At 37.6% G+C, this 24,773-nt stretch carries 20 protein-coding genes; 6 read left to right on the forward strand and 14 right to left on the reverse strand.

Annotation, left to right across the window (positions count from 1 at the left end; genetic code table 11):
- Window positions 1-24: 24 nt before the first annotated feature.
- The 10 genes from ACJVDK_RS16490 to ACJVDK_RS16535 all read right to left on the reverse strand — a co-directional run bounded on the left by ACJVDK_RS16490 (window position 25) and on the right by ACJVDK_RS16535 (window position 16,629).
- Entirely contained in the window at window positions 25-3,066 is a 3,042-nt protein-coding gene (locus tag ACJVDK_RS16490) for a glycosyltransferase family 117 protein (RefSeq protein ID WP_443937761.1), read from the reverse strand.
- Window positions 3,067-3,574: 508 nt separating this feature from the next.
- The gene (locus ACJVDK_RS16495) at window positions 3,575-5,278 is read right to left on the reverse strand and encodes a trypsin-like peptidase domain-containing protein (RefSeq protein WP_443937762.1); all 1,704 of its coding nucleotides are present in this window, start codon (window positions 5,276-5,278) and stop codon (window positions 3,575-3,577) included.
- Between the two features lie 32 nt (window positions 5,279-5,310).
- Window positions 5,311-6,501, reverse strand: a complete 1,191-nt coding sequence (locus ACJVDK_RS16500) for a TlpA family protein disulfide reductase (protein WP_443937763.1) — start codon at window positions 6,499-6,501, stop codon at window positions 5,311-5,313.
- A 5-nt stretch (window positions 6,502-6,506) separates the two neighbouring features.
- Window positions 6,507-7,664 (reverse strand): redoxin domain-containing protein, encoded by a 1,158-nt coding sequence (locus tag ACJVDK_RS16505; protein WP_443937764.1) that lies wholly within the window; start codon window positions 7,662-7,664, stop codon window positions 6,507-6,509.
- A 31-nt stretch (window positions 7,665-7,695) separates the two neighbouring features.
- Complete coding sequence (locus ACJVDK_RS16510) at window positions 7,696-9,258, reverse strand: PKD-like family lipoprotein (protein WP_443937765.1); 1,563 nt, start codon at window positions 9,256-9,258, stop codon at window positions 7,696-7,698.
- A 20-nt stretch (window positions 9,259-9,278) separates the two neighbouring features.
- A complete protein-coding gene (locus ACJVDK_RS16515; protein ID WP_443937766.1) occupies window positions 9,279-10,037 on the reverse strand; it encodes a DUF4843 domain-containing protein in 759 nt (252 codons plus the stop codon).
- Between the two features lie 12 nt (window positions 10,038-10,049).
- Window positions 10,050-11,480, reverse strand: a complete 1,431-nt coding sequence (locus tag ACJVDK_RS16520; protein WP_443937767.1) for a RagB/SusD family nutrient uptake outer membrane protein — start codon at window positions 11,478-11,480, stop codon at window positions 10,050-10,052.
- An 11-nt stretch (window positions 11,481-11,491) separates the two neighbouring features.
- Window positions 11,492-14,905, reverse strand: coding sequence for a SusC/RagA family TonB-linked outer membrane protein (locus ACJVDK_RS16525; protein ID WP_443937768.1), 3,414 nt, complete (start codon window positions 14,903-14,905; stop codon window positions 11,492-11,494).
- A 128-nt stretch (window positions 14,906-15,033) separates the two neighbouring features.
- The gene (locus tag ACJVDK_RS16530) at window positions 15,034-16,008 is read right to left on the reverse strand and encodes a FecR family protein (protein WP_443937769.1); all 975 of its coding nucleotides are present in this window, start codon (window positions 16,006-16,008) and stop codon (window positions 15,034-15,036) included.
- A gap of 33 nt (window positions 16,009-16,041) precedes the next feature.
- Window positions 16,042-16,629: an RNA polymerase sigma factor gene (locus tag ACJVDK_RS16535; protein WP_443937770.1), complete on the reverse strand. Its 588-nt coding sequence runs from the start codon at window positions 16,627-16,629 to the stop codon at window positions 16,042-16,044.
- A gap of 586 nt (window positions 16,630-17,215) precedes the next feature.
- On the opposite strand from ACJVDK_RS16535, the gene ACJVDK_RS16540 reads away from it, so the two are divergent.
- From ACJVDK_RS16540 to pth, 3 genes are all read left to right on the forward strand, one after another.
- Complete coding sequence (locus tag ACJVDK_RS16540) at window positions 17,216-18,157, forward strand: ribose-phosphate pyrophosphokinase (protein ID WP_443937771.1); 942 nt, start codon at window positions 17,216-17,218, stop codon at window positions 18,155-18,157.
- Window positions 18,158-18,214: 57 nt separating this feature from the next.
- Window positions 18,215-18,799 carry a 50S ribosomal protein L25/general stress protein Ctc gene (locus tag ACJVDK_RS16545; RefSeq protein ID WP_443937772.1) on the forward strand — a complete coding sequence of 195 codons (585 nt, stop codon included), beginning with the start codon at window positions 18,215-18,217 and terminating at the stop codon, window positions 18,797-18,799.
- Between the two features lie 169 nt (window positions 18,800-18,968).
- A complete protein-coding gene (pth, locus tag ACJVDK_RS16550; protein ID WP_443937773.1) occupies window positions 18,969-19,529 on the forward strand; it encodes an aminoacyl-tRNA hydrolase in 561 nt (186 codons plus the stop codon).
- 103 nt (window positions 19,530-19,632) lie between these two features.
- On the opposite strand, the gene ACJVDK_RS16555 is transcribed toward pth, so the two are convergent.
- On the reverse strand, window positions 19,633-20,298 hold the full coding sequence (locus ACJVDK_RS16555; RefSeq protein WP_443937774.1) for a tetratricopeptide repeat protein: 666 nt from the start codon (window positions 20,296-20,298) through the stop codon (window positions 19,633-19,635).
- A 124-nt stretch (window positions 20,299-20,422) separates the two neighbouring features.
- Here ACJVDK_RS16555 and recF point away from each other — a divergent pair, with 124 nt between their 5' ends.
- Entirely contained in the window at window positions 20,423-21,529 is a 1,107-nt protein-coding gene (gene recF / locus ACJVDK_RS16560) for a DNA replication/repair protein RecF (protein WP_443937775.1), read from the forward strand.
- The gene (locus ACJVDK_RS16565; protein WP_443937776.1) at window positions 21,522-21,812 is read left to right on the forward strand and encodes a DUF721 domain-containing protein; all 291 of its coding nucleotides are present in this window, start codon (window positions 21,522-21,524) and stop codon (window positions 21,810-21,812) included. The genes recF and ACJVDK_RS16565 overlap by 8 nt, the downstream gene beginning before the upstream one ends.
- Before the next feature lie 182 nt (window positions 21,813-21,994).
- Here the strand turns inward: ACJVDK_RS16565 and ACJVDK_RS16570 are convergent, their stop codons facing one another.
- The 3 genes from ACJVDK_RS16570 to ACJVDK_RS16580 all read right to left on the reverse strand — a co-directional run bounded on the left by ACJVDK_RS16570 (window position 21,995) and on the right by ACJVDK_RS16580 (window position 23,625).
- Complete coding sequence (locus ACJVDK_RS16570) at window positions 21,995-22,168, reverse strand: hypothetical protein (protein ID WP_443937777.1); 174 nt, start codon at window positions 22,166-22,168, stop codon at window positions 21,995-21,997.
- A gap of 126 nt (window positions 22,169-22,294) precedes the next feature.
- Window positions 22,295-23,035 carry an FKBP-type peptidyl-prolyl cis-trans isomerase gene (locus tag ACJVDK_RS16575; protein WP_443937778.1) on the reverse strand — a complete coding sequence of 247 codons (741 nt, stop codon included), beginning with the start codon at window positions 23,033-23,035 and terminating at the stop codon, window positions 22,295-22,297.
- A 170-nt stretch (window positions 23,036-23,205) separates the two neighbouring features.
- Window positions 23,206-23,625: a nucleoside-diphosphate kinase gene (locus ACJVDK_RS16580; RefSeq protein WP_443937779.1), complete on the reverse strand. Its 420-nt coding sequence runs from the start codon at window positions 23,623-23,625 to the stop codon at window positions 23,206-23,208.
- Between the two features lie 118 nt (window positions 23,626-23,743).
- Here ACJVDK_RS16580 and ACJVDK_RS16585 point away from each other — a divergent pair, with 118 nt between their 5' ends.
- Window positions 23,744-24,754, forward strand: a complete 1,011-nt coding sequence (locus tag ACJVDK_RS16585) for a DHH family phosphoesterase (RefSeq protein ID WP_443937780.1) — start codon at window positions 23,744-23,746, stop codon at window positions 24,752-24,754.
- Window positions 24,755-24,773 lie beyond the last annotated feature (19 nt).

Raw genomic sequence — 24,773 nt, forward strand, 5'->3', positions numbered from 1 at the left:
GCCTTTTTTATATAGCTGGAAAGCCTATTGTCCAGGTCCGCCTTGGAAGTATCTAGAGAAACGTTGCTCTAAACCATCAAAGATTTTTTGAAGTTTCTTGCTTACCTCAACCTGGCCGGCTGCATTACTGGTTTTGATCATTCTATCCAAATAATATAAACCCGTTTGAATGTTGTTCATGCCTGTTAATGATCCTTTCGACTCTGTTAAATCAGCTAAGAAAATCAATTCTTTATTAATGAAATCGCCCGATTTAAGCAACACATCGTTTGCTTTTGCTGTTTCACCAACTTTATATAAACTTTCTGAAATGTAGAATTTAACCATTGCCGTACGGATGCCAAAGAATTTATCCGGCATTACTTCAAAGTATTTGGCTAATACTTTTTTCGCTTCTTCGGTTTTACCTTCTTTAATTAAGCTACTGGTTAAGCTGCTGAAGATATTGGTGAAAATAAATGTATCGTCTGATGACTGAGGATCTAAATAACGCGCAGTTTTCATGTTACCGAACTTAAATTTAGTCATCACGTTGTTATACAACTGAGGCGTGTTTAATAATTCTTGTCTATCTTCGCTTGCTGTCGTATCCGCTTTTAAAGGCAAAAGACGCAACGCTAATCCTTCATTATACAAGTATTTATCCAAACCATTGTATTGGTCAGACGGTACCGTTGAGGCAAAGTAAATAGGACGTTTCCAGTTGTTATGCGCTAAAATGTCTAGCATTGCCAACGAACCTTTGGTTACGTATCCTTTGTTAAACTGCCACTCCATTACTGGTGCAATTTTAGCAGCATCGGCAGCAGGAATCGTTCCTGTGCTAATTACTTCTTGTGGGTTAATGGTTAACTTAAAGTTTTTGGTTGGCAAGAAATTCGATTTTGAACCATCTTGCATCGGAACTTTATCTTCATCGCTATCCGACAATAATAAGTCTACTACATTTTTTAATTCGATGCTACCAGCAATTTTGTAATCATCATAGGGTAAAACATCTCTTACCCCTTGAACATACTGATTCGGTGTCATGGTAAGTGGCAATGGAGCCGATTCGTTTTGTTTCATGCGCATGCCATTGATATACCAATCCGTATCAAATAAACTTAGGTTTACAATGCGCACATCTGGACGTACATTTTCTACTTCTTGAATATACCATAATGGGTATGTATCGTTATCCCCGTAGGTAAATAAGATGGCATTCGGAGCGCATGACTCCAGGTAATCTAATGCAATATCGTGTGCAACCAATTTAGTTGAACGATCGTGGTCATCCCAACCTTGTTCAGCCATAATGGCTGGAGCAATTAATAAACCAATTACAGTTGCTGCTATAGCACCCGTGGTTGCAGTTAATTTTTTAAATACGTATTCTTTAATGGCCAATACCCCTAAGCCAATCCAAATGGCGAAGGCATAAAATGAACCTACATAGGCATAATCACGTTCACGTGGTTCAAGTGGTTTTTGGTTAAGATATAATACAATGGCAATACCTGTAAAGAAGAATAACATAGCTACTACACCTGCATCTTTCTGGCTGCGGTTAAAGTGCCAGATAGCCCCTAAAATACCTAAAATTAACGGTAAGAAATAGAAATGATTATTGGCTGGGTTTTCAGTAGTTGACGGAGGTAAATGGTCTAAATTACCTAGGCGTGCAGCATCAACAGCTTTAATACCGCTTAACCATTCGCCTTCGTATCCACTACCTTGACCTTGTTCATCGTTTTGGCGACCCGCAAAGTTCCATAAGAAATAGCGCATGTACATGTAACCAATTTGATAGCTTGCTAAGAAACCAATATTGTCGACCAAATTTGGTTTTTTGCTATCATCGAAATGCATCCACTCTTTGTAAAAAGCTACGTGCTTTGCATCGTCGCTATACATACGTGGTAAAAGCGTATTGTTATCGTAAGTATAATCGGTTTTTTTGCCTGCTTCAACATATTTATCAGCATCTTTTCTCCAGATTGTTTTCCCTTCAGAAACACCTGTTCTTTCCGAGTTATAATTAGGTCCATAAGCCAATGGACGATCGCCATATTGTTCACGGTTTAAATAGCTTAAAAACGAGAAGGCATCTTTTGGAGCACTGTTATTTAAGTTCGGATCGGCCTTTGCACGAATGATAATCATGGCAAATGAAGCGTATCCAAAAATAATCAGCACTGCTGAAATTAAGCCTAGGTTTAATAATTTCTTTTGGTGTTTAATCGAGTAACGAATTCCATAAACAAATCCGCCAATTAAAAGAAGCGCGAAGAATAGCACCCCCGTTCCAAAACCTAATCCTAATGTATTCACAAAGAATAAATCAAAATAAGCTCCAAACGATACCAAATATTGAATAATTCCGTATTGAATAATCCCTAAAATAAATACACCTACTAAAAAAGCTTTGAAAATTCCTCCTGAAGTAACCTTTTTGGCTTTTTTGAAGTAATAGATAAATGCAATTGCTGGGATGGTTAATAAGTTTAAAAGGTGGATACCGATTGATAAACCCATAATGTAGGCAATGAACAACAACCAACGATCTGCTCTTGGTTCATCAGCGTGTGCTTCCCATTTTAAAATTGCCCAAAAAACAATGGCGGTAAACAACGAAGATTGCGCATATACTTCCGATTCAACTGCTGAAAACCAGAAACTATCAGAAAAGGTATAGGCTAAGGCACCCACCGTTCCAGCACCAATTATGCTAATTAATTGCGAGGTACTAATTTCTTCACCTGCTTTTATGATCGCTTTTTTAGCTAAAGCAGTGATGGTCCAAAATAAGAATAGAATGGTAGCCGCACTTGAAATTGCAGAACCAATGTTCATCCAATAGGCAATGTTGGTTTTATCCCCTAAAGCAAAAATAGAAAAGAATCTTTGGATCATTAAGAATAAAGGTGCTCCCGGTTGGTGAACAACTTGCATTCTGTATGCAGAAGCGATAAACTCACCGCAATCCCAAAAACTTGCAGAAGGCTCAAGAGTTAAAACATACGTTATAGTAGCAATTAAGAAGCATAACCAGCCTACTATATTGTTAATTTTTGAATAATTCATTGGTTTATTGTAATGGTATATAATTTATTTTAACATAAAAATGCTGCCGAAATTAACTATTCTCGTTGATAAAAGTGTTAAAATTTTAGATTCATTTAACAAATTTTAACGCCTTGTTTAATTATCAAGGATAATAGCAGAACCTTAACTTATCCATATGGATGGTTTTTGTAAGGTTTGTCAGGTTTTCTCCTTGCATTAATAGTTAAATAAGCATATCTGTATTTAAAATAATAACAGATTGTTTCCGTAAATGACTGTTTAATAAATTGTAGCATGAAATTGTTGGTGGCTTTTGACATGTTTGAGATTTGAAAGCGATGTTGATTTAGTTTTACTATAAAGTCGTATAAAATTTAGCCGCGTTGCATCAATGCGATAAATTAAATCTTATGGCGTTAGATTACCCAAATGTTCGGTAAGGAAGAAGTAGAAAGGAGAGGAGGAGGGAAGAGAGGATATAGAGCAATTTTAGCCTGTCGAAGGTATTTCGACAGGCTAATGGCGTTTAGTGTTTTGTAATACCGTTTTCAATAAAGCTATAAATTATTGCATTGGAACAGACAAATGTGGCTGTTCTGCTGAATCTGGCGATGTTAATGCCATAAAAAATGCCATTTGAATCGAAAACCGGCCCACCACATTCCTCTGGCCTTAAAACGGCGTCATGGGCAAAAATATTTTTAAACCCATCTGCTCGGCCACTTCTACCACCAGCAAAATGATAAGCAGGATGACCACTAGTAGGAGGAATCATTCTCAAAATTACAGGAAAATTGATTATAGAATCTTTACGGATTGCTTCAATACGAATGGTGTCGCCAGGTTCGTATTTCATAATTTCCCTAGCATAGTCTGGTGGTGTTTTAAGCGGGTTGCCATTTACGCTCTTAATTTGATCACCTATTGCTAATCCTGCAATATCAGCCGGACTTCTTGGATTAAGACGGCTAAGTACAATTTTTTCGTTCACAAAATTTGCCGTTGCGCCAAAATATCCTGTGCTCACTTTTTTCTCAATATCAAAAATGCCACTGCTCAATGCGCTAATTTCTTTTTTTTCCTGAGGGAGAATTGAAACTAGCGTTTTTCCAAGATCCCTCCGTTCCATGCTTGATGCTGGAAGAATAGACTTTAAGCTGATGCCACTTTTAGGATTTGATTTTAACTGTAATAGAACCAAATCATTTTCTTTATCTCTCGAAAGAACTGCTACGTCAATCTTTTTTTCATTCAAGTAGGCCGAAATACTATCGCCTACTAAACTGCTCTTACTGACAGCTAAAAATGAATTGCGGTATTTTCCTGCGGTTTTTGTGTCTATTTTGAAAATTGTTGCCAGTACATGTAGCTCTTGGCCCTTTAACTTACTTTGTATGCGAAGGATATTGTTCTTTAGCGCTTCCAACTGATTTTTTTCTTCGAAACGAGGGCTAAAGTTTGCCAGTGTTTGTATTGATTTTTCTTTCGGATCTTTTTCAAATTGATCTACCGTTGCAGGTAATTCGCGATAATCTTTTGCAACAAGTAATGCCGACCAATATTTGCGGTATAGGTCTATCGGGACTTCATAATTTATTTGTTCAGAAATATCAATTCTGCTATGAATACCAATAACTCGACCCATATAATCAAAGAGAGGTCCTCCTGAATCGCCGGGTTCCATTCTGCAGGTCGACTGAATAAATTCCCATTGCGTAAGCGGATCAGCAATTTTTCCGACACGAATGGTTGGGAATTTTTGATTCAATGTAGTTGGATAAGCAATACTGATGCAGGGTTCATCTTTTTTTAAATCGTATGACCAGCCCATTTCGGCAGTTGGCCAATTTCCTTCTTTGTCTAAAATACGTATGATGGCTACATCGGGTCTTCCGGTTTTTGGCTCGTAAGCCATTCTCCCTAAACCTTTTGCTGTCACTTCTTTGCCGTTTGTAAACATGACTTTGTAGTGCAATCCTGTGCGTATGGCATGTGCTGCAGTTAAAATTACACCCTCTTGATTTACAACCACACCTGTAAATTGCGCACTGTTTTGTTTTCCGGTAAGCGAATCGATACCCCAAATACGCACAACTGCATCATAAGCTTTCGCAATTGCGTTTGAAATGGTTTGGTCTAAATTTTTCTGCTCCACATTCTGCCCATAGCTAAGATGGCTGCTGCAGAGCAGAAATAGTAAAAGGAAGGTTTTCCAGTGAAACTTGATCATTTTTCTGATTTAATGAATGTTGGAATGATTTGTTAGCTTTTATCTTTAAATATTCCGTCTAGTTGTGTTTTTAACTTTGGACTAAAACCGGTGTATTTGTCGATAATTTTTCCATCTTTATCAATAAGAAACAACGTTGGGATTCCAATAATCATAAAATCGGCAAGGGTTTTGTTTTTGTTCGGGCTCAGTACTTGAGTCCATGGCATAGCTTCTTCCGTCATGGCTTTTCTCCATGCAGCATTATCGGTATCCACAGAAACACTCAAAACTTCAAACCCTTTTTCTTTGTATTGGGTATACAAGGTTTTAATTTCAGGGATTGCTTTTCTGCACGGACCGCACCAACTTGCCCAGAAATCAATTAATACATATTTTCCTTTGAATGAGCGGATATCAACGGGTTTTCCATTCGGGTCGTTGTAAACAATTTGTGGAATTTCACTACCCGTTTTTAATGAATTTACGATAGCCAGTTTTTCTTGATATTCTCTTTTTAACTGCTTTGCTTCTTCCAGTTGAGGATATTTAGCTAGTAATTTTTCTAAACTAGATTCGAAAAAAGCCTGATTACCTTCCGTTGGAAGCGAAGCCAAAAGATATACTTGTGCGGGATTATTCTCGTTGGCAATAATCATTTGTTTGAGACGCTCTGCTTCGTATTTATTTTTCGATTTAATTAATCCCTCCTTCCGCAAATACGTTAACCATGTTTGGTCTTTAGAAAAATTGGCTTGTGCCGCGTAACTTTCATCTGTTAAAATTGACATTTCTAGTTCTGCTAAATAGCGGTTGTAATTTGCCAGGGCTATTAATTTAGTGGCTGCAGAATTACTTTCTACCACCACATATCCCGAGTTACGGAGTTTTACCTTCGCCGTATCGTAGCCTCTTGCTTTTATCGTAACATCTTTATCTGCCCAAAATGCGGTGCTTTGCCATTTAAGAATATCCAATTGGTATATGCCCAGTGCAGATGCGGGTACTTTTAGCTCAAACGTTCCATCTGCTTGAACAGGAACCGAATCTATTGCCTTTTTAGCTTTCCCAAGGCCTTTGTAGACCCAAACCATGTTGTATTTTTTAAATAATTCAGGATTGAGAATGTCGACTTTACCTTTAATTACTAGGGGTTTAACTGTGCTTTTTTGGGCTTGAACGCCAATTGCCGATAACAATGAAAGCAGGGCCACCGTTGTTATTTTTTTTAGTGTTAGCTTCATGTTTATTAATTAAAGATCGTTTTTAATTTTTCATCTAGTGCTTTTCCACCGGCACCTACCCAGCGCGCGATAATTTTACCCTCTTTATCTAGCAAAATTTGCGTAGGATAAGCTTCAATTGCATACATGGCTATTACATCTTGTGTCATTTTGCTTTCGTTATTCAAAACATTTGCCCATGTTAAACCATCTTTTTGGATGGCATCTTTCCACATTTGTTCTGCTTGCGCCTGATTGCTTACTTTCTCGCTTGCAACGCCTAAAATTTCAAATCCTTTGGCTGAGTAAGCAGCATAAAGTTCTTTTAAGTGTGGATTTGCTGCACGACATGGGCCGCACCAGCTTCCCCAAAAATCTAACAATACGTATTTACCTTTAAAGTCTGAAAGGTTTATCGCTTTGCCCGTTGGGTCTAATTTGGTAAAATTAGGAGCTGCACCACCAACAGCGATAAATTTGCTCGATTCAATTCTGTCTTTAATTGAATTGGCATAGCGCGTGTTTTTGTAGGTTGGTGCTAAACTGTTGTAGGCTGTTTCTAATTCTGTAGAGGTGTATTCTCTTGCAGACACCATTAAGAAATAAAGACTTGCAAACATTTCGGGGTGATTGCTGATGAATTTTTTGCGGTTCTCAGAAAGACTTTTCCTATTCGCTATCATTTTTTCAGCAATAGGTTTCATCCCGTCGGTTATCCCCATCATTCTCGTCTCCGTCATTTGATTTTGAAGGGTAGCCATTTCAGCTAAATCAGCTTCTATCGCTTTGCGATACTGTGTAAAGCCATCATTTAGGGCATCTCCACTTACAGAAGCCAGATTTAATTTCTCGGCAGTACCGTCAATCGTAATTTTGGCTCCAGGGCTTAACACGACCTCTAAAGGTTGAGCAGGCATATACATGCCTGTTTTTCCGCCACCTAAATAGTGTTTGCGATCAACACCCGTATCCATAAATGCAACGTATGGTTCGCTTCCTGTGCTTCCTGAAAGCTCGAAATTATTATTGCTGGCGTCTACTGCGATATTTCCGTCGGGACCTTTTAAAGTGATCTTTTCGTTCCCTTGTCCTTTAAGTGAACCCTTAATGGTGTAGGTTTGTTGCGCAATTCCTGCTAAGGATGAGCAAATAAAACAAGTGGTGATTAAAAATTTAAATTTCATTTTAGTATGTGTTTTTGATGGTGTTTATTTTTTATTTGATACCTAGTTTCCAAGCCATGGCTTTAACTTTTCCAAATCCAGTGTATTTCTTTTCGGTACCCGCAAGTATCGCCCCGCTGGTTTGATTTACCCCCATTTGATAAACTGTTCCCATTTGCGTTGCTTCGTTGTAGGTAGCAATGTATAAGATTTTGCAAAGATTCTTCGGGTCATATAGCACCCCAGCTGCACGGTTGGTGTTCATGTATTTTTGAAGTGAAATGGCCGTGATTTTCTCGTTTTCCGGAGCTGTCCACAAAAGATCCGTTGTGTTAGGTGTATACTTAAACTGATACAAATGATTATTTGCGCTGTAGTAGAAAATCTCACCATATACACCAGCCGTTATAGAGTTAATGGCGCTTACCTCCGGACAATTGCTCATGTCATATTTGCCTTTACCAATAACAGCTGTTTCTCCCTCTCTGAAGTTGGCTGTGAGTAAGAAGTATTTTCCGGCGCTGTTTTTCATGACCATATGCTCCCAATTGTTCCAACCTATATCAGACATGACAAATTCCAACCCTACATTTCTTACATCAAAAGGAGCGGTAGTACTTTGTACAGTGGCAAGCGGGATAATTTCTGCGCCTCTATTGATTACTTTTTTAAAGTTTTGATTCGTTTGATCGTAAACAATAGCGTCGAAAGCGGTAGAGGTGCTGCTGGGCATCCAAGGGGCTAATTTTCCATAGGTTCCGCCAATTGCATCGCCAAATGAACGATCACCAGGAGCGATAATCGTGTAATCGATGGTATGCAATTTATTGTTATTCATTAAAAGGTCTTTTCTACCTTCACTAGCCGTTACAAAAGCAGGAGAAATGGTTGCTGGTGGTGTCCAGAAGATGCCTTTGGCAGCTGTTGATACTGCTTGAAAAGTACTGGAATTTACGTTTGCAATGTTCTTACTTGTTTGGATAAAGATGCTTACAGCTGTTGGGAAATTAGATTTTGAGTAGATAATTGATCCAGGTGTTCCTTCTAATTCTTTACCATTTGAAGCGGAATAAATATCAAGAAAGAGTTTCTCTTTAGTGGCCGCTTTAGAAATTTCGTCGTTTACAATAAGACCAACATCGCTATTTCCGTTGCGTTCATATAAAACCATCCATCCTTCAGATAAGGAAGGTGTTACAATGACATTAAATTTTGCAAAAGCTTTTACGCCCGTGTTTTTATTTGTTACGGTAAAAAGTAATTCCCAGGTAAGTTCTCGTTGAGAAATCGCAGTGTTTAAATGGAAATCGTTACTAAGCACGCTTCTGTCTATAACCTCTTTATACGCTTGCGAAGGATACATTTCCCAGGTATAACTTAGTTCGTCAAATTGTGGTTTCGTTGGATCCACCTTTTGCCCTTTATAGGTTACTGTAGGCGTGATATCTAAGTTCTCAAAACGTAAAAGTGAATACGAATTTGGGATGTTTGAGATATCTATTGTAACCGCATCTAATGCAGTATAATCATAATTTCCCTTGTCTTTCGAACATGAAAGTGCCGTTGTTATGATGGATAGAATTACCAGCAGGTATTTAAAGTTTAGTTTAATCATTTTCTGATTCATTAAAAATGTTAAGGAAAAGTGATTGTTTCACCTATTTCTGATTTTAGCGGTGCGGTTGGATGCGCTAGGTTGTAATTAACCAGTTCAATTTTGCATCTGTTTTGAAAGTACTGTGCTTGTGTGTAATATATTTCATCTGTTGATGTTACAACACCGCTATACCTTACTTTAAAAATAGGTGCGCGCCCAATTACTGTGGTAATAAATTGAAATTTCACATCGCTATAAGCACCGAAAAAAGTTGATAATTTAAAATAAGGAAGTGGGTCCACATCCCAATTGGCGGGTTTGGCAAATTGGTCTTTTAAAATGATGGTTAAATCAGAACGTTCCGCAATACCTTTTTTGAAATTACTATCTTCTTTAACGCCGAAAATAATCTTGGCGGGCGTTGTTTTAAAATCCGTAGAACGTTTAATTAAAATGGGAAAAACGGCAGTATATGCATTCGCGGGAAGTATATATTTTGGAAAAACATAATTCACATCTTTTTTAATACGGAGTGTGTCGCCTCCAATGGCCTTTAGTTGAAATTCACGGTCGGTAGCGGATGGTTTACCGGTTAATCGTACCGTGAATTTAACGGTGTCATAATCGTTCAGTGATTTAAACGCATAATTATAAACCAAACTGTCTGCCTTTTGAGGGTTGGTCCCGAGCCAAATATTTAGCGCACTAAAATCGCGATCGAAACGTAATTCTTCGCTCTTTTTGCAAGATGCAAAGAGTATGAGTATGCAGAAGAGATATATTGCTGGATATTTCATAATATTTCTTGTTTATCGGTTATCGACTCTACCTTGTGAATTAGAAAACTCGCTGAGAGGAATCGGTAGTTTATATCCTTTTAGCGCGATGAGATTCAATCCTGATGAACGAGGAATGGTCGCATTGTTTTTTCGTTTATGGAAGAAAAACAATTGCCCTTCGCCAATAAATTCTTTTCTGAATTCCTGCACTAAAACAGCGTCAAAATTGGTCGTGTTAATGGTAGTAGCTGTTAAACCCCTATGAAGCCTCACCTGGTTAATCATATTGGCTGCTGCGGTAATGTTGCTTAGTTTTTGTGCTTCTGCCGCGATGAAATACATCTCAGTTAATTTAATCATCGGCATTTTATTGCGGTAAGCCACTGGCCATGCTGTACTTTCTAGCTGATTGTATTTGTTCAGGAAGTAGTTTCCGCTTGATGAAATCGTGTACAAATAGAGGTATCTGAAATCTACAGCATCATTCTCGTAGTATTCTGCACGCGTTGCTTGCGTCATGTAAAAAATACTACTTGCCCCTGTGGTTGTAAAAGAATTTTCGTAAATGGTTTTTAAACGAACCACATTTAAAGCAAAAAGATGTTCAGTAGAAAAAGTTAAATCGGCTACATCTTTATTTACAAGATTTGCTTGTAAAACCCATGGAAATTTAGTTGAATTGATTACCTCGGTTGCATTTTCTAACGCTTTGGCATATTCTTTTTTGTACAGGTAGATTCTGGCGAGCAAACCTTTTACCGCGAAGTAATTTAAGTGTACTTGCCTGTTCATGAGGTAGCCATTATCATCTGCCAGGCTTATTGGTTTTCCTGTAAGAATTGGGTCGCTTTTTAATAAGTTTGCAGCTTCATTTAAATCGGCTAAAGCTAAATCGATTACTTGTGTTACGGTTAGCTGCGGTGCAATTTCTTTTGATGATTTGGTGTAATATGGAATGGCAATTTTTTGCGGATTTTCTTCATAACTTGCTCCGAAAGTACGGAGTAAATCGAAATGAATAAATGCTCTTAAGGCTAAGGCTTCTCCTTTTATAATGGCATAATTATCGCCCGTAAAAATCGATTTTTGCGCATCAATTTCTTCCAATAATTTATTGTCGTTCGTTACCGAATTGTATAAACCATTCCAGATAGCATCAATACGATTGAGAGAAGTTTGACTGGTTTGATATTCGTAGATTTTATCAGGGTCGTATGCAGGTGCCTGGTAATCCCACTCATAACCCAATACACCCATTAAACCAAAAGTCATTTCGCGGCCGTATAAAGGTTCGTAGGTTAATGAGCTATACACACCCGATAATGCCTCTTTAAAGCCGCTTTCGCTAGAAAAAAGGTCTGAATCTCTTACTTGTGATTTAGGTTCAACATCGAGCCATTTATTGCATGAGAAGAGCATGAATGGCAGTGCGATTAAAATTAGTCTAAAATATATCTTCATTTCTAATACTTTTATAAGGTTACTTGTAATGAAAGAGAATAAGATCTTGCAAATGGATAATCTAATCCTCGTTCAGCTTTTACAGAAGCGATTCTAGCGATATCATTGGTGAAAAAAGTAATTCTAAGGCGTTCTAAACCTGAGCGCTTTAAGAATTGCTTATCTCTAAAATCGTATGAAAGATTAAGAGAGCTTAAGATTAGTTCGTTAAAATCTTGCACAAAACGCGAAGTTGGATTGGTTCTAGTTGGCGTTGCCGAAATTCTCTTGAAGAAAACATCGTCGCCAGGGTTTTTCCATGTGCTGGTAAATACACGTCTATCAACGTTGTATTGGATATCCACGTTTTCCACACGATCAACCAATGTTTGATTGTAATATTGGCCGCCAAACTTGTACATAAAACCGCAGTTTAACCCCCAACCTTTATACTGCGTATTAAATCCAAAGCTGCCATGTACTTTCGGATTTGCTTCGCCAACAACTACTTGATCATTCGCATCCCATACGTAGGTTAAATCGCCATTCTGCTTTACGTAAATCTCACTCCCGGTAATGGGGTCGATACCTTTAGATGGGACAGCCCAAATAGCAGTAGTAGATTGACCTTCTTTGTATCTAATAAAGGGTTTGTTTGAATCTGCTCGTTCGTTTTCACGCTCTTCGTTTAGACTATTCAGTGCATCCGAGATTTTAACAAGTTTGTTTTTATTTGCCCCAACACTTAAGAATACATTAAAAAAACTGCCAGTAGCTTGATCGTTGAATATTTTGTAACTTAAAACAGCATCAACGCCTTTGTTTTGTACCTCTCCCAAATTTTCTTTCACGGTACTAAAACCAACAGAACCTGGTAAAGGTAAATCTGTTAATAGATTTTTCGTGTTGCTGATGTAATAGTCAACGCGCAGATTTAAACGTTTAAAAGCTTGAACATCTAGGCCGATGTTGTAATCTTGGGTTTGTTGCCATTTCAATTCATTATTGGCTAACCCCATAAGTTTAGCACCCACAATATTATCATAATATGAGTCGGTGTAATAGTTGTAGGTTGCTAATGCCTGATAAGGGTTAAAGTTTTGACTACCGGTGTATCCGGTTGAGGCTCTTAGTTTTAGTTGATCTAACCAAGAAGAGTTTTGTAGAAAACTTTCTTTGTGAATATTCCATCCAATACCGGCAGACCAAAAGTTACCCCAACGGTTATCAGAACCAAAAACACTTGAACCTTGTCGGCGGAAAGTAAGATCGGCAAGATAACGGTCGTTGTAAGAGTAGTTTAGTGCAGATAGCAAACCTGTTTCGCGGGTGATGGCATCACTGCCAATTGGACGTCCGTTTTCGAGGTATTGTTTAGCAAAATTAATGTTATCAACGCGGTCGTTTAAGAATCCTTGAGCTTGCATGCCATGTGTTTCGTTGGTCGTTTCATATAAATTCCATCCACCATTAAAATAAAAGAGATGCTTGCCAAGTTGTTTAGAGTAGTTTAACGTAACGTCGGCTTTAATAGAGCCATCTTGTCCATCTGTAATGTAATAATCACCGCGTTTAAAATAGTCTTCCTCCGCATACTCTGCGTAACGTGTATGATTGGCAGGATAGAAATCTTCTCTGGTGCTTTGTTTTTGTGTATATCCAAAACGACCAATAACCTTAAAAGCATTTGTAACGGTCCATTCCGTTTGGAAATTATCGGTTATATCGGTGTATTTAGAGAAATTTTTAGTTCCAAGAGTTGCGTCAAATAAAGGGTTGTAATAGGTAATAGGCGTAACAGAACCGTTTGAGTATTGACCTAAGATTTTTTTAATACTTCCATTCAAATCGTAAGGGGTCCAATACGGATTTAATCTAGAGTAGGTTGAATATGCACCATAAGGAGAATCATCAGCTCTATTTCCTGTAATCATTAAGGTATTACGAAACATGAATTTATCAATGCGGTACGACAAGTAAACGTTTCCTGCGATGGTTCTTCTGTCAGAACCTTTCATAACACCTGAAATATTGTTGTAGGTAAAATCAGCTCCATATCTAAAAAAAGGATCTCCACCTTCCATTGATAAGGTATGTTTTTGGCCTACACCTGTTTGAACGGGTTGCGATAGCCAATACGTGTTTACACCACGGGCAATTTCGGCATAGGTTCTGTTGTATTGTTCTTTCAGGAGTTGATCAGCGTAATTATAGGTGGAGGTATATCTTCCTGCGCTTTCTTCCACTTGCAGTTTTTCAGTAGCATTTGCCAATTCGTAACTGCTTAAATCAGGTGTGCTTACGTTGAAATCACCGGTGTAGCTAAAGCGAAGTTTTCCCATCTCGGGGCGCTTAGTTTCAACCACAATTACACCGTTTGCTGCACGAGAACCATAAATAGCTTTCGCTGCGGCATCTTTCAAGATGGTTACCGACGCCACACGATTCATATCTAAATCGTAGATTTTCTGCAAATTGGTTTCAAATCCATCCAAAATAAATAAAGGTGTGTTTGGGTTTCCAGCATATTCACCTTTAAGTCCTGGTAAACTATTGCCTCCTCTAATTTGTATATCGGGCATGGCATTTGGATCGGAACCAGCGGTAATATTTTCTATCTCAATAAAAGAAGGATCGAGCATTTTTAAACTCTCAATGATATTCTGATTACCAACAGAACGCAATTGTTGTTGTGTAAAAGTTGATGCAGAACCGGTGAAGCTCTCGGCCTTTCTTGTGAAAACCCCGGTTACTACAACCGATTCGAGGTTTTTGTCTTCCAGCTCAAGGGCAACGTTTATTTCTGTTGATGCTCCAATTCTAACCTCTTTGGAAATGTAGCCTACCATGCTAAATACTAAGGTTTCGGCGTTCGGAGGAAGTGTTAAAGAATAGGAACCTTTAGAATCGGTAATGGTTACCAAGCCAGGTATTTCTTTTACTTTTACGCTAACCGCAGATAATGGACGATCATTTATCGTCAATACTTTTCCTACTATGCGGTTAACTGTAGCACTTGCTCCACCACCCATGCCTGTCATTGGAATAGACTTTGGAGGATCTTTCATTCCGGTTGCTGCAATCGCTTTTTTGCGGATGATGACTTTATTATCTTTTAAAACATATTCTAAATTCGTTTTAGCTAGTATCGTTTCCAATACACTACTGAGTGAGGTATTTTTAACGTTAATAGAGGCTTTGTATCCGGCTAATATATCTTCACTAAATATAAAGTTAAAGCTTGTTTTTTTCTGAATTTGGTCTAGCGCTTGTTTAAGTGGGATGTTACTAAAAGCAATATCAATCTTTGTCTGTTCAAGTGTTTGAGAACGTGCTGTTTGGATGTTGATTAGCACGAAGAAAAGACATAGAAGATAGAAGTAGTTAATCGAAAATTTGGCATAGCAAATTTTCCCCAGCAAGAAATTGCGGGCATTTTTTTTCATACCTTTGGTTGTGTTTTTTAGTTTAAGTTTGGATTACTGAGCACAAAATGGCGTAGTCCGTGATTGGCTTTACTTACTACGGCATCTGAAACCGGAATATTTTATATTTCGGTTTTCTTTTTTAAGTATCATTCATTCATAGGCTTCTTAGTTGGTTTGGTTGTGGTTATAGTGATTACGTTTCCTTTGGCTTGATAATAAAGCCCCGTGGTCATAGAAAGCGCATCTAGAATTTCATTTAAGGATTCCGTTGGTTCGAAACGGCCTGTAAAATGGGTTTGAGCAACTTGATCGTTTGCTAAATGGATTTCAACATGAAAGCGTTCTCTTAAGAAACTTGCAACTTCTGTTAAGGATTCACTTTCGAATATAATTTTACCTTCGATCCATGAAGTTACCGCTACGCTTTTCAATTTTTTTATGTGGACGTTTCCAGTCGATTTTTGGTAAGATAACTCGTCGTTAGGCAGAAGGATTTGATTGTTTACAGCAACTTTTCCTTTCTTAACAATAATGTTGATGGTTTTTTTCCAAGAATAAGAACTGATATTAAAGGCCGTTCCTAAAACATTGGTTAAAGTTTTTCCAGCTTTGACCTGAAAAGGTCTGTCTTTTTCATGCTTTACATCGAAAAAAGCTTCTCCTTCCACTAATTCAAAGCGACGCTTGTCTTTATCAAAATTTTTAGGATAACGAACGGTACTGGAGCGATTTACCCAAACGATGGAACGGTCGCTTAATATGATTTTACGTACCTCGTATTTGCCGGTTTTTAAAATAATCGTATTCTCACGTGAAGCCAATTTTGGAGAAGTAACCTCCACTTTCATAAAATATAAGCTGGCTAGAGCAATCAGTATAATTGATGCTGCAGCAATCCATGCGGGTACAGAACTTTTTGGTTTGCTTTTGGTGCTGGGAATAGATACCATTAATCGTGTTAAAATACGATTGTGGATTTCATCTATATTTCCGTGTTCATTTTCATCCCAGCTTTCTGGATTTTTTTTAAAATCAGCGATGTTTTTTTCAATAAGCAGTTCATCTGTACTTTTTTTAGTAGCAGGCGTAAATATTTTTCGAAAAAGAGAGACTATCATCATATGCTTTTAATAAAGACACATGAAAATACAGGATCACCCAAAGAGAATGAAAAAAAAAGTTAAAATAAGGAAGTCTTTCATTTCAAGACGTATCTTTTTTAAGCCAATATTGATTTGGTTTTCTACCGTTTTGGTAGAAATGTTAAGTTTTGAGGCTATTTCTTTGTTTGAAAGATGCTCTTTTCGACTTAAAATCATTATTTCGCGACATTTTTCTGGTAAATTTGAAATGGCCATATCAAAAACAGATTGAATTTCTTTTGTAGCCAATGATTCATCGGTAACATGATCTGAAGGAATTTCTTGATGGCCTTCACCGAGGCTCGCGTTATCAACTTTTAACCGTCTAAGTTGGTTAAGCGCTCTGTTTTTAACCGAAATATAAAGATAGTCGCGTACTGATTGTATGTTTTGAAGTTTGTTTGAATTCCATAAACTTAAGAAAAGATCATGAATGATATCTTCACAAGTTTCTGCATTTGGAATGATTTTGTGTACACAAAGGTACATTTCAGACCAATACTTGTTATATATGTAAACAAATGCGCGCTGATTTCCTTCATTCACTAATAAGATTAGCTCTTCGTCACTTAATGTAGTAAAATCGGGAAATAATTTCATTCAGGGCTAGTTACATATTCTTTCTCAAAGCATAAAATGATGTATTATTTCATTTTGTAATAGATACAAACAGCAATTAGTTGTCTTCGAGTTGACTAAAGTACAATTTTCTCCTAAATAACTGCTGTATGAAGATTAAAAACGGGGATTTAATTTCTTTGTATTATTCAGGTGTTAATCTGTTATACTTTTTGTCTTAAAAGATTGATTGAACTGCAATTTTTACTTTTGGAAAAATTTCGTGAAAAAAAATGAAAAATTTTTCAAAAAATAAGTGCCTGATAATTTATGAGTTGTGTGTTTATTTGAAAAATATGATGTATTTTTTTTTAATTTTTTTTGAGACACTCTTGCACATTTGAAAAATGCTTCCTACATTTGCATTCCCAATCGGGGAGACGGTTACGGTAAAACGGCCGCCACTTCGATAAAATAGATGATTGTCCGATAGTATAAGGGTAGTACAACGGTTTTTGGTACCGTTTGTCTTGGTTCGAATCCAGGTCGGACAACGAAAATTTAACCCGGATTGTGTGTTCAGGCACACAATCCGTTTTTTTTTACACCGTAAACTACGCACGGAACTATGCCATTGCAGTTTAACCCGGTAAAACTTTTTTCCGGAACAGGTTCTAGAGGATTAGCAGTAAAAATTGCTGAAAGTTATGGCAAGCCTCTTGGCGACGTAACTATTCATAAGTTTAGTGATGGCGAATTTCAGCCTTCTTTTGATGAGTCAATTCGTGGATGTGATGTTTTCTTAATTCAGTCTACGTATCAACCAAGCGATAATTTAATGGAACTTTTGTTAATGGTTGATGCCGCAAAAAGAGCATCCGCACATTATATTACCGCAGTAGTTCCTTATTATGGTTTAGCTCGTCAAGATAGAAAAGATAAACCGCGTGTAGCAATTGGAGCAAAATTGGTCGCTAATTTATTGAAATCAGCAGGTATTCACCGCATTATGACGATGGATTTACATGCTGCTCAAATTCAAGGTTTCTTTGATATTCCGGTAGATCACTTAGATGGATCGGTTATTTTTGTACCTTATATCAAAAGCTTAAACTTACCGAATTTAACCATCGCATCGCCAGATATGGGCGGCTCATACCGCGCACGTACTTTTGCAAAGTTTTTTAATGCAGAAGTCATTATTTGCGATAAACGCCGTAAACGTGCCAATGAAATCGAATCGATGTCGATTATTGGCGATGTTAAAGGCAAAGATGTTGTTTTAATTGACGATATTTGCGACACTGCAGGCACCCTTTCTAAAGCAGCAGCTTTAATTATGGAAAATGGTGCGGCAAGTGTTAGAGCTGTTTGTACGCATGCAGTTTTATCAGGTAAAGCAATTGAAACGGTAGAAAATTCGGTTTTAACCGAGTTAATCGTGACGGATACGATTCCTTTGAAAAGAGAAAGTCCGAAAATTAAAGTGCTAAGCACAGCAGGTTTATTTGCAAGAGCCATAGCAAATGTAAATGAACACGGCTCTATTAGCGACTTATTTAAAGTGTAATTACTGTGATGAACCGCAAGGTGAATCACTTACTATTAATAAATAAATAAATAAAAAATGAAAACAATCGCAATTAGCGGTTCTCCAAGAGAGAACGTAGGGAAACGCGATGCTAAAGAACTTCGCTACGAAGGTAAAGTTCCTGCAGTATTGTATGGTGGTAAAGATCAACAACACTTTTCAGTAGTGATTGCTGACTTAAGAGACGTAATTTATACGCCGGAAGTAAACTTTGTAGAAATCGACCTTAACGGTGTGAAAACTAAAGCAATTGTAAAAGATGCTCAGTTTCACCCATTAACAGACGTTTTATTACACATCGATTTCCTTCAATTATTTGATGATAAGGAAATTGTAATGGAAATTCCAGTAAAATTAACCGGAACTTCTCCAGGTGTGAAAATGGGGGGTAAATTAGTGCAAAAACTACGTAAATTACGTGTTAAAGCATTACCTGCTAAAATGCCACAAAACGTTGAAGTAAGCTTAGAGAAATTAGAAGTTGGTAATTTATTCCGTGTTCGTGATCTTAAAGGTCTTGATTACGCAATCACCAACACTCCTGAAGATACAATCGTTTCTGTTGCAATGTCAAGAGCATTAAAACAAGCAGAAACTGAAGCTGCTAAAGGTAAAAAATAATCAAAGACTTCACAGATATTGTGATTTTAACGATTTTAAAGCGGTAAAGAAGCAATTCTTTGCCGCTTTTTTTGTTTATGGCATCCAAATCTTTTTGCTGTATACGCTACACATCTTAAGCTACCTACATGCTGCCTCAAATTAAATTAAACATTTTATCTTTGCACCCATGAAATATCTTATTGTTGGTTTAGGCAACATCGGTCCCGAATACGCGCATACCCGTCATAACATTGGTTTTGATATTGCTGATGAGCTTGTGAAAGGCTTAGGAGGGAGTTTTGACAACATTCGCCTGGCCTATTATTCCGAAGTTAGTTTTAAGGGCAAGAAGCTCCATGTAATAAAGCCAACTACTTTTATGAACTTAAGTGGTAAGGCGGTTAATTATTGGATGAAAGAGCTTAAAATAGCGCCAGAAAACGTATTGGTTATTGTAGATGATTTAGCTTTGCCGCTGGGCAAGCTACGGTTGAAACTTCAAGGGTCAAGTGCAGGACACAATGGACTAAAAAGTATTGAAGAGGTTTGTGGCGGACAGAATTACGCACGCTTGCGTTTTGGTATTGGAAACGATTACCCTAAAGGCCGTCAGGTTGATTTTGTTTTGGGCTTATTTGATAAAAATGAGCAATTGGAATTGCCTGCTTTAATCGATAAAAGTGTTGATTTAATTAAGAGTTTTGTAACGATTGGCGCTGCGCACACCATGACAGCGTTTAATAAATAAAGAGCGGATATATTTTGCACAGATAAACCTTTGTTATTAAAAATAATCAGGCATAAAAAAAGACCATTCTAAAATGGTCTTTTTTTATATGTATAATCTTTTTTTATTTAACCTTGCCTTCAGCTCTGCTGATGTAAGCGTCTACTAATTGTGCTTCTGCACTTTCAGGATAGTCGGCTTTAATTTTTTCGTAAGCTTCAACTGCAGCTTTATAATCGTTTAAGGTTTCGTTTACCAAGCCTAATTTTTTTAAGAACATGGGCGAAGTAAATTTACTTGCTTTATCAGCTGCTTTTTTATAGTAAGTAGCTGCTTGTTTGTAGTCTTTAAGTTCGCTGTATGCATCGCCTAATAAACCCAAAGCTAAAGGATCTGCAACTGGGCTACCAGTAGCGCTGTATTTACTTAAAGCGTCAACAGCTGGTTTGTATTCGCCTTTACGTAAATAAATACCGCCTAAATATAAGTTAGCAAGATTTGCTGATTTTGTATTGTCGTATTCTTTTGCAATTTCTTCTAAACCTGGGTAACCGCCTTCGCCTTTAACAGCTTTAGCAGACAATGAATCGACACCGATTAATTGTTCAGACTTGTACATTTTACTTGCTGCTTCTTCTGCCCGGCCTGTTAAGTATACATTTTGATACCAAAAATATACCGCAATTAATAACACTACAGCGCCAGCTATGAAAAGCAAGCTTTTGTTGTTTTCTTGTAAAAATGAGCCTTTTTTAATAGGTTGTGGAGTTTGGTTATCTGTTGTAGACATGTTTATTTTAAAAAATTAAGATTGCAAAAATACATTTTTAAAGCAAAGTATCAACCTTTATTTGAAGTATTTAATTAAACAGTAGTTATTTAGAAGCTGAAAAACGGTAAATTGCGCCATATTTATGTGGTTAAAGAATATTACGCTTTTAAATTTTAAAAATTACAGTGATGCGGATATCCAATTTTCGGATACTGTAAATGTTTTTACAGGTAATAATGGTTCGGGTAAAACGAATATGCTCGATGCAATTCATTACTTGTGTTTGTGTAAAAGCTATTTTAATCCAATTGATAGTCAGCAGATAAAAACCGGTGAAGAGGTTTTTATGATTCAAGGCGATTTCAATCGTGATGGACGAAATGAAAAAATTAGTTGCGGACTCAAGCGAAATCAAAAAAAACAATTTAAGCGAAATAAAAAGGAATATGTGAAGCTGGCGGATCATATTGGTTTATTTCCGGTGGTAATGGTATCGCCTTATGATGTGAATTTGATTATGGAGGGGAGTGAGGAACGGCGTAAGTTTATGGATAATGTTATTTCGCAAACCGATGCCCATTACCTAGACCAATTGATACAATATAACCGCATTTTACTTAATCGAAATTCGCTCTTGAAACAAATAGCAGTTACACGTAAGTATGACCCAGCCTTGTTGGAAATTTTAGATGAGCAATTGGTGCTTTATGGAAATAAAATATTTGCCACTAGGAAAGCCTTTATGGATGATTTTATTCCGTTGTTTAACCAATACTATCATTATTTAACGGATAACAAGGAAAGTGTTTCCTTGAATTACCAATCGCAATTGACGGAGACGCCTTTTGAGGTATTGCTTCAAAAAGCGGTAGAGAAGGATAGGGTGTTGGAACGTACAACCACCGGTATTCATAAAGATGAGTTAGCCTTTGTTATTAGCGATATGCCGCTTAAAAAGTTTGGCTCGCAAGGGCAACAAAAATCTTTTTTAATTGCGCTCAAGCTTGCGCAATACGCCTATTTAGCCAAAAATAAGGGCTTTAAGCCGTTGCTTTTGTTGGATGATATTTTTGATAAGTTAGACGACCATCGGGTTCAGAAATTGATGCAAATGGTATCGCACCATGACTTTGGACAAATTTTTATTACTGATACCGGGATAGAAAGAGTCCAATCTATTTTTAAATCGATCGAAGTTAATGTAACTTTGTTCTCCGTAGAAAGCGGAATTATAAGCCACCATGCGTAAACCCAATGATGTAACCATGAAACAGGCCATCGGCAAATTGCTCGATGTGTATCGCTTACGCCGTAAGTTTGATGAAACGTCTATTGTGGCCGTTTGGCCCGAGATTATGGGGACCGCGATAGCCAATAGAACCACGCAAATTTATATCCGCGATCGTAAACTGTTTATCCGCTTAGAATCATCAGTGATTAAAAATGAATTGGTGATGGTGCGCCTAGGAATTATTAAGAAGTTAAACGAGCACGCTGGTAGCGAAGTTATTACCGATATTGTTTTTTTATAAAGTGATCCGTTTTTTGATTTGAGACCTCTGCTTAGTTTGTGCGTTGGCCAGGAGAAGCATCAAAAGGATTACTGAAAAAGCAAAACTAAACCCGATTGTACGAATGCCCCCTTTAGGGCAGTAGGAAAAGCGGGACTGAAGGCAGCGACGGAAAACCCAGCGTTCGTTTTCTAATGATTTTTTTAGCCTCTTCCACCAAACATTTTGGCTAAAATCCAAATAAGTAAAGCTAGCACCACTACGACCATTAATACACCCGACCAAACGCCGGCTTTAAAAATTCCTTCAACAATTTGACAACTGCTCAAACTGGTACAAATAAGGGTGATAGCGACGAATGGAAATATCTTTTTCATGACGGTAATGTTTTAATATGCTAACAGCGATGCATGCAGAATGTTTTAAAAAAATGATGTGCAAAAAAAAAATCGGGTTCAAAACATTTCAAGTTTGAACCCGATTTACTGGATGCTTGGATAGACTTATTTTCCGTTTACTTTTAACAGCTCGATATCGAAAATGAGTGTGCTGTAAGGAGGAATATCTTGTCCGGCTCCGCGTTCGCCATAGCCTAACGTGTAAGGGATGAATAAGCGGTATTTTGAACCGGTGTTCATTAATTGTAGACCTTCTGTCCAGCCGCGAATAACGCCATCTAAAGTAAGGGTAATGGGTTCGTTTCTTTTGTATGAACTATCGAATTCATTTCCGTTGATGAGTTTTCCGCTGTAATGTACCAAAACTGAATCCGTTTCTGTTGGTTTTGCACCTGTTCCGGCTGTTAATACTTCATATTGTAATCCGCTTGCAGTGGTTTGTACGCCCGGACGTTTTTTGTTTTGTTCTAAGAAAGCTTTCCCTTCGGCAATTGCTGGACCGTATTGTGCTTTCATGGCTTGGTCCATTGCATTGTTAATGCAGGTTTGTGTTTGTGCTGGTGTTAAAGCGGGTTTACCTGCCATGGCATCTTTAATACCTTTTAATAAAATATCGTAGTTAAAGTTGGTAATGTTGGTGCCTTTTAAGCTTTGACCAATGGATGCACCAAATGAGTAGCTGGTAGAATCGACTGTTGTTTTAAGGGTTGCTACCGGATTTGCCGCTGCTTTTGGTTTTGCTGTGCTCGCCGGCTTTGCCGGAGCTTTTTTTACGGCAGGTTTGGTTTGTGCAAAAGAAGCTGCCGTGGCACCGGCAACTAAAAGGGTTAAGAAGGTTTTTTTCATGTCTTAGTATAATGGGAACGGAGTTTTTATTTGACGACTCGGTTCGTGGTCTGTTTTTGTTTTTTAAGCGCGGAAAGATACAAACTCTTTTAAAACAATAAAACCCCGATTTTTTCGGGGTTTTATTGTTTTGTATTCCATTTTGCCTGATTGAGGCATTTGGCTGTTTTTTAGAAACGCTCGTCAGCAGTAAAGAAGAAGTTTCCTTCAATTTCTGCATTTTCGTTTGAGTCTGAACCGTGGATAGCGTTAGCATCGATTGATACAGCATATTTTTGACGGATAGTACCTTCAGCTGCTTCAGCAGGGTTAGTAGCACCGATTAATTTTCTGAAATCTTCAATTGCATTGTCTTTTTCTAAGATAGCCGCAACAATAGGGCCTGAAGACATAAAGCTCACTAAATCTTTATAGAATGGACGTGCAGCATGAACTTCGTAAAACTTTCCGGCAGTTTCTTCTGTTAACTTAGTGTATTTTAAAGCAATAATTTTGAAACCTGCAGCTGTAATATCGCTAATGATTGCGCCTATGTGGCCATTTGCAACCGCATCAGGCTTAATCATGGTAAATGTTCTGTTCGTGTTCATTGTGTTTTTATCAATTTTTTTTGCAAAAATACGTTTTAATTGATTAATAATAAAAGGTTGGACCAAAATAGATGACAATTACTGTTAATTTACTTAGCTTTGCGTCGCTAAAAAAAGTATGATTACACTATCAGAATTAAAAACGCTTCTGTCTACACCGCAGAAAATTGTTATTACGACGCATCATAAACCCGATGGTGATGCAATGGGTTCGTCGTTAGGCTTGTACGGATACCTCATTCAAAAGGGTCATCATGTAACCGTAATTACCCCAACAGATTATCCTAATTTTTTACATTGGATGCCCAATAATGGGGAGGTAGTTATTTTTACCGAAGCGGTGGATAAATCAGCTGAATTGGTAGCAGATGCAAGTATTATTTTTTGTTTAGATTTTAATGCGCTTGGCCGAATTAACGATTTAGGTGAGTTGGTACGTACGTCGGCCGCTATAAAGGTGATGATTGACCATCATTTAGAACCTGAAGATTTTGATGATTATCGCCATTGGGATATTAATGCCTGTGCAGCAGCTCAGCTGGTGTACGATTTTATCGTAAACCAATTAGAAGATAAAGCGGGAATTAATAAAGATGTTGCTGCATGTTTATATACGGGTATCATGACCGATTCGGGTTCTTTCCGTTTTTCATCAGCAGGGTCTAACGTGTACCGAATTGCTGCCGATTTAATAGATTTGGGCGCTGATCATGCTAAAATTCACGAATTGGTGTATGATAATGCCAGCGAAAACAGATTACGCTTTTTGGGCTATTGCCTATCCAATAAGTTGGAAGTTATACGCGAATATAACACTGCAATTATTACGGTAAATAAAGAAGAACTAGCGCGTTTTGAAAGTGCAACTGGCGATACCGAGGGGATTGTAAATTATGCACTATCCATTAATGGAATTCGCTTGGCGGCATTGATTATCGAGCGAAGCGATAAAGTAAAATTATCTGTACGTTCAACTGGCGATTTTCCCGCAAATGAAATTTGTAAGAAATATTTTAATGGTGGTGGTCACCGTAATGCAGCAGGAGGAGCTTCTGATGATACTTTAGCCCTTGTGGTTAACAAATTTAAGTCTATCTTAGTCGAATATAAAAATCAGTTGCTTGCGTAAGTAAGCTATTAAGTATAAA

It is taken from the genome of Pedobacter paludisoli (assembly GCF_052344095.1).
GTDB lineage: Bacteria > Bacteroidota > Bacteroidia > Sphingobacteriales > Sphingobacteriaceae > Pedobacter.

What these genes read in the sequence shown, in the direction of transcription:
- pth (WP_443937773.1), top strand. Translation starts at nt 18,969, where the DNA reads ATGAAATATCTTATTGTTGGTTTAGGCAACATCGGTCCCGAATACGCG.
- ACJVDK_RS16545 (WP_443937772.1), top strand. Translation starts at nt 18,215, where the DNA reads ATGAAAACAATCGCAATTAGCGGTTCTCCAAGAGAGAACGTAGGGAAA.
- ACJVDK_RS16570 (WP_443937777.1), bottom strand. Translation starts at nt 22,168, where the DNA reads ATGAAAAAGATATTTCCATTCGTCGCTATCACCCTTATTTGTACCAGT.
- ACJVDK_RS16580 (WP_443937779.1), bottom strand. Translation starts at nt 23,625, where the DNA reads ATGAACACGAACAGAACATTTACCATGATTAAGCCTGATGCGGTTGCA.
- ACJVDK_RS16535 (WP_443937770.1), bottom strand. Translation starts at nt 16,629, where the DNA reads ATGAAATTATTTCCCGATTTTACTACATTAAGTGACGAAGAGCTAATC.
- ACJVDK_RS16585 (WP_443937780.1), top strand. Translation starts at nt 23,744, where the DNA reads ATGATTACACTATCAGAATTAAAAACGCTTCTGTCTACACCGCAGAAA.
- ACJVDK_RS16530 (WP_443937769.1), bottom strand. Translation starts at nt 16,008, where the DNA reads ATGATGATAGTCTCTCTTTTTCGAAAAATATTTACGCCTGCTACTAAA.
- ACJVDK_RS16555 (WP_443937774.1), bottom strand. Translation starts at nt 20,298, where the DNA reads ATGTCTACAACAGATAACCAAACTCCACAACCTATTAAAAAAGGCTCA.
- ACJVDK_RS16525 (WP_443937768.1), bottom strand. Translation starts at nt 14,905, where the DNA reads ATGAAAAAAAATGCCCGCAATTTCTTGCTGGGGAAAATTTGCTATGCC.
- ACJVDK_RS16520 (WP_443937767.1), bottom strand. Translation starts at nt 11,480, where the DNA reads ATGAAGATATATTTTAGACTAATTTTAATCGCACTGCCATTCATGCTC.
- ACJVDK_RS16540 (WP_443937771.1), top strand. Translation starts at nt 17,216, where the DNA reads ATGCCATTGCAGTTTAACCCGGTAAAACTTTTTTCCGGAACAGGTTCT.
- ACJVDK_RS16510 (WP_443937765.1), bottom strand. Translation starts at nt 9,258, where the DNA reads ATGATTAAACTAAACTTTAAATACCTGCTGGTAATTCTATCCATCATA.
- ACJVDK_RS16505 (WP_443937764.1), bottom strand. Translation starts at nt 7,664, where the DNA reads ATGAAATTTAAATTTTTAATCACCACTTGTTTTATTTGCTCATCCTTA.
- ACJVDK_RS16490 (WP_443937761.1), bottom strand. Translation starts at nt 3,066, where the DNA reads ATGAATTATTCAAAAATTAACAATATAGTAGGCTGGTTATGCTTCTTA.
- ACJVDK_RS16565 (WP_443937776.1), top strand. Translation starts at nt 21,522, where the DNA reads ATGCGTAAACCCAATGATGTAACCATGAAACAGGCCATCGGCAAATTG.
- ACJVDK_RS16575 (WP_443937778.1), bottom strand. Translation starts at nt 23,035, where the DNA reads ATGAAAAAAACCTTCTTAACCCTTTTAGTTGCCGGTGCCACGGCAGCT.
- ACJVDK_RS16500 (WP_443937763.1), bottom strand. Translation starts at nt 6,501, where the DNA reads ATGAAGCTAACACTAAAAAAAATAACAACGGTGGCCCTGCTTTCATTG.
- ACJVDK_RS16495 (WP_443937762.1), bottom strand. Translation starts at nt 5,278, where the DNA reads ATGATCAAGTTTCACTGGAAAACCTTCCTTTTACTATTTCTGCTCTGC.
- recF (WP_443937775.1), top strand. Translation starts at nt 20,423, where the DNA reads ATGTGGTTAAAGAATATTACGCTTTTAAATTTTAAAAATTACAGTGAT.
- ACJVDK_RS16515 (WP_443937766.1), bottom strand. Translation starts at nt 10,037, where the DNA reads ATGAAATATCCAGCAATATATCTCTTCTGCATACTCATACTCTTTGCA.